This window comes from Aidingimonas lacisalsi (assembly GCF_008079445.1).
Taxonomy (GTDB): domain Bacteria; phylum Pseudomonadota; class Gammaproteobacteria; order Pseudomonadales; family Halomonadaceae; genus Aidingimonas; species Aidingimonas lacisalsi.
The window spans coordinates 1-3,781 of the sequence record NZ_VRYH01000015.1; the positions used below are offsets into that span (position 1 = coordinate 1).

The window sequence follows — 3,781 nt, forward strand, 5'->3', positions numbered from 1 at the left end:
TCGAGATGCCGTGTGGTGCCCCATGCACCCGCAGATGGCGTGAATCTTCATCTTGGCACATGGAGGGACGGGTCCATCCCATTTCCTACAATCCCCGCTGCCGATTCCAGGTAGGAGCGACTTCAGTCGCGATGGGTGTCGACCGCCTCTTTGATCCCGTGATCTTTGCCCCGGCGTCTCTTTTTCTGCGTCTGAGTTGCCTCTCTGTCTCAAACGATAGTGATGCCCTTGGAGACGCATCCATCGGATGATAGAACGCATTCACGTGTTACATCATGTCATCCGATCGACCATGCGATGATATTGAATTATTTCATTTCTGTAATACGTTTGTACGAATTGAGCGTTAAAGAAAAGGAATGTGTTCAAATTGTATCGTTAGGTAATGTTTGCTAGCTTTTTCATCATCGCTTGACGGTAATCATGATCAAAATCGTCAAGAAGCTTAGTCGCGAACGCACTATGTTGTCGTGACGCAGGGATTGACACGGGGCCATAGCCGTTCCGTGCATCATAACGAGAACCGACGACCATCGGGACAACAACGAATGCTCGAACGAATCCTACCTGGGCGGCGTAGCAGGGCGCTGCCGTTGTGTCTGGGGCTCGGTATGGCCATGGGGCTGGGCAGTTCCCCCGCGCATGCTGCCGGCCTTCTCGACATCTACGAGATGGCCAAGAACAACGACCCACGTTATCAGGAAGAATTTTACGGCAAGGAAGCGACGGACGAGCGTTATTACCAGGCGCGCTCTGCTTTGTTGCCACAAGTCAGTTTGACGGCCTCGCGAACCGAAACGAGCCAGGATATCGTCAGCTCCGATAACGAGGAGTACGCCAGCGGGTCGACCTCCTACCCTTCGACGACCTATGGAGCCTCGATCGAGCAGTCGATTTACGACTACTCGCGTTGGGCTGCGTTCGACAAGGCCAAGCTGGAAATCAAGCAGGCCGCTTCCGAATTGGAAGTCGCGCGTCAGGATCTGTTTCTACGCGTGGCCGAACGCTATTTCGATGCACTTTCGCTGCGTGAAACGCTGACCTATCTACAAGCCGAGAAAGAATCCGTCGAGACCAACCTGGAGCAGGTCAGGGCACGATACGAAGATGGGCTTGCGCGGGAAGTCGACTTTCTGGATGCCCAGGCGCGTTTCCAGCAGGTCGATGCCCGGGAAATCGAAGTGCGCAACGAGTTGCGCGATGCGCTGGAAGGATTGGCGGAAATTACCGGTCAACGCCCGACGACACTCCAGCCCGTCACGGACCAACTGCAACTCGAACGGCCGGATCCCGACTCGCTGGAAGCCTGGGAAGAACTGGCTCGGGAACGTAGTCCGCGCTTGAAAGCGGCACGGCTCTCTGCCGACGTTGCCAGCCAGGCTCTCAAGGAGAGCAAAGGTGGACATTACCCCACGCTGGATCTCAGCCTCAATTATAACAGCGACGATACCGAAGGGTCGCTGTTCGGTGGCGGCAGCGAGGTGGACACGCAGGAAATCGCCGTTTCCCTGAATGTCCCGGTCTATAGCGGTGGACGCACGTCGTCGAACGTGCGCGAAGGCCAGAGCCTGCTCGAAGCCAGTCGCTCGCGCCTGGAACGAGTCACGCGCGAACTCAATCGTGAAGTCCGGGCGGGATATCAGGGCATCATCACCGCCATCTCACGTGAGCGTTCCCTGGAGCAGTCTCTGGAGGCCAGCAAACGCGTCGTCGAGTCGCGGGAGGTCGGGGTCGAAGCCGGCACGACTCCCTTGCTGGATCTGCTCGATGCCGAACGTGATCTCTTCTATGCACGCAGTGAATTGGCGAGCGCCCGTTACGATTATTTGATGAGCATTCTCAGTCTCAAGCATGCGGCCGGTGTGATCAATGTCGATGACCTGGCGCAGATCGATGCGATGATGGGAGAGCAGGTCGATGTCCTTGCCATGGGCCAACGCTGATCCGGGTCGGTTCATCGCCGGTAACCGGGCTGCCGAGGCGCTTCAGGTCATGCTCAACGTACTGGCCGTCCCCTACCTGAGTGAGAAATCGGCCAAATGTCGGCCAGGACACTGGTCGACGCAGCGTTGCCTGTTCAGCGTGCCTGTCGAGTTGGTGTCTCCCGACACGCTGGTTGACGCTCTCGGTCATGTCCTGAGCGAACTGGGGATGACGGATGACGATGCCCGCGAATGCCTGGCGCCGCTGCATGACCACCTCGATGACGGCCGGGCGCTGCCTCATTTTCTGCATCTCGGCGTCGAGGACGATCGTTGTAAGATTTACTGGGAATCGCCGCTGCCGGACCCCATACCGCGTGATTCGCGTTTCGTACTGTACCGGGCATGGAAGTGGCGGGCCGGTGAATCCGTGGCGCGTTCCGATTACGTGCTGCTACCCACGGCCGGAGAGGCGCGCCAGGCGATCGAGCGTGAACTGGCAGAGCAACCGGCATCGCCGCTGCACGATGTTATCGAGCAATTGCAGATCAGCTATGCCCTGGGTCAGACATCCTGGCCACCACTCACTGTTCGGGTCGAAGAAATCCAGGCAGGCCGTGCCACCGGGCGAGACTCCTTGAATCTGCACCTTCATCAGGCCGACCTGCCCCTGGGCACGCTGGCAGGCACTCTGTTCAGTCTGACGCGTGACTGGCGTTCGGCTGCCCGCGAGACTCTGGTGTCGTGGATGGCCAAGCATGGCAATGAAACCCTCAGCAATCTCTCCTTCGGCTGCGACCGGGGTGGGCAGTCGTTCCTCACCTGTTATCACGGCACGACCCGTCATCACCCCACACGCACCGCACAGCCGCGACGCAGCGATCGTATTCCGGGCAGTGCAAGACATGCCCGACAACCGGCACCCCAAACCGTCTGACATCACCTGGAGTCTTCCATGGCGACACAACTGTTGATCTATCGTAACGTTCAGCCCGTCACTCGCGACAAGCACGGCGAGCTCTATCTCAAGGCCGGCAAAGACTTTGCCTTCGCGAAGGAAGTCAACTCGGTCCCTTTGATGGCGGCGGAATTTCCCGCAGCGGCCAGCGACTTGCCGATCGTATTCACCGACGCCGACGATGGCGTGCTGCCGGTGGCGGTGCTCGGCATCGAGCGCGATGTCAACCTGATGGTCGATGACGACCATCGTTGGCGCGGCGAATACGTGCCGGCCTTCTTCCGCCGCTACCCCTTCGTGTTCGCGTCCGCCTCGGATGGCAAGACGTTCACGTTGTGCATCGATGAGGATTACGAAGGCCTCAACGGTGAGGGGCGTGGCGAACGTCTGTTCGATGCTGACGGCGAGCAGACCCAGTATCTCTCCCGTGTCCTGTCGTTCCTGCAGGACTATCAGGCGCATTTCCAGCGCACGCGCGCCTTCTGTCGTCGTCTGGCCGAACTGGAGCTGCTCGAATCGGTCGAGGCGCAGGTGCGGCTGCCGGAAGGTGGTCGTCGAACATTGACTGGGTTCAAGGCGATCAATCGTAACAAGCTCAAGGAGCTCTCCGCCGAGCAACTGCAGACATTGATGAGTAACGATGAACTGGAGCTGATGCATATCCATCTGCAGTCGATGCGCAATTTCAATCGTCTGACCCGGCTGGCACAGGGTGGTGAGGCCGTGGATGCCCAGGCCAAACCCGATCCGGCAGCCGAGGATACCGGCGACGACGCCAAGGCGTCGCCGACCGCCGGTGGTGCGTCATCCGATCAGGAAGCCAATACCTCGTTGCACTGAACCGTCGAGCGCCGTTGTCGTTCATTGCCATCAATCGAGTAAGCGCCTCAGGAGTTTAGTC

General features: G+C 58.8%; 3 protein-coding genes. All 3 read left to right on the forward strand.

The annotated features are described in order from the left end of the window. Positions 1-548 precede the first annotated feature (548 nt). The 3 genes from FVV99_RS17850 to FVV99_RS17860 are packed head-to-tail and all read left to right on the forward strand — an operon-like array spanning position 549 to position 3,720. Positions 549-1,943 (forward strand): TolC family outer membrane protein, encoded by a 1,395-nt coding sequence (locus tag FVV99_RS17850; RefSeq protein WP_148255481.1) that lies wholly within the window; start codon positions 549-551, stop codon positions 1,941-1,943. Beyond that, positions 1,918-2,859 carry a hypothetical protein gene (locus tag FVV99_RS17855; RefSeq protein ID WP_148255482.1) on the forward strand — a complete coding sequence of 314 codons (942 nt, stop codon included), beginning with the start codon at positions 1,918-1,920 and terminating at the stop codon, positions 2,857-2,859. The genes FVV99_RS17850 and FVV99_RS17855 overlap by 26 nt, the downstream gene beginning before the upstream one ends. Positions 2,860-2,877: 18 nt before the next feature. Next, positions 2,878-3,720, forward strand: coding sequence for a SapC family protein (locus FVV99_RS17860; RefSeq protein ID WP_148255483.1), 843 nt, complete (start codon positions 2,878-2,880; stop codon positions 3,718-3,720). Positions 3,721-3,781: the final 61 nt, after the last annotated feature.

Coding starts and splice junctions, on each gene's coding strand:
- FVV99_RS17855 (WP_148255482.1), top strand. CDS start 1,918: ATGTCCTTGCCATGGGCCAACGCTGATCCGGGTCGGTTCATCGCCGGT.
- FVV99_RS17860 (WP_148255483.1), top strand. CDS start 2,878: ATGGCGACACAACTGTTGATCTATCGTAACGTTCAGCCCGTCACTCGC.
- FVV99_RS17850 (WP_148255481.1), top strand. CDS start 549: ATGCTCGAACGAATCCTACCTGGGCGGCGTAGCAGGGCGCTGCCGTTG.